We start from the raw sequence: 688 nt of genomic DNA, 5'->3' as shown, positions 1-688 counted from the left end.
ACGTTAGGCTTTTATAAACATTGTGCTTTTATAAATGGTACAGTCGACCAGAATCTTGTAATAAAATTTTAAAAGTAGAACAGTATAATCTATCTGTTAATTAAAGTAAAAGCTATCTGTCAGGATGGACGGTAAGCAAAAGTACTAATAGACAAAAGCACTAATAAAAAAGCATTAATAAACAAGTACAGAAAGTTAAGACTAAAAACCTATTATCGTAAAAAGAACGAGCGCTATTTATGTCAGTAGCCATTATATAAATAGCTATAACTGCTCTAATAACTGCTGGATAGCTTGCCCGCGGTGGCTGATGCTGTTTTTGTCAGTGGCACTTAAGCTTGCGGCAGTTGCTTGCAGCTTGGGTAACCAAAACAGCGGATCATAACCAAAGCCGCCGTCACCATGCGGCGCTTCCAAGATTTCCCCATGCCATAGACCTTGGGCGATAATCGGCAGCGGGTCATCAGTATGACGTACCATTGCCAGTACACAGACGAACATACCTTTAATGGGTGTATCTGGCTGCTCATCACGGATAGGAAGCAAGTCAGTGATGAGCTTAGCGTTGTTCTTAGCATCATTGCCATGTTCGCCTGCGTAGCGCGCCGAGTAGATGCCTGGTGTGTTGCAGAGTACTGGCACACATAAGCCTGAGTCATCAGCAATCGCTGGCAAACCGCTGCTACGG

General features: G+C 43.2%; 1 protein-coding gene. It reads right to left on the bottom strand.

Annotation, left to right across the window (positions count from 1 at the left end; translation table 11 throughout):
• Positions 1-264: 264 nt before the first annotated feature.
• Positions 265-688, bottom strand: a 424-nt coding sequence (locus tag ACS8FD_RS20890) for a non-canonical purine NTP pyrophosphatase (RefSeq protein WP_439277277.1), incomplete at its 5' end; no start/stop codon positions are given.

The sequence above is a fragment of the Psychrobacter sp. 1U2 genome, from assembly GCF_051847575.1.
The sequence above is the reverse complement of the archived record's forward strand: the minus strand, read 5'-3'. Positions and strand labels throughout refer to the sequence as shown.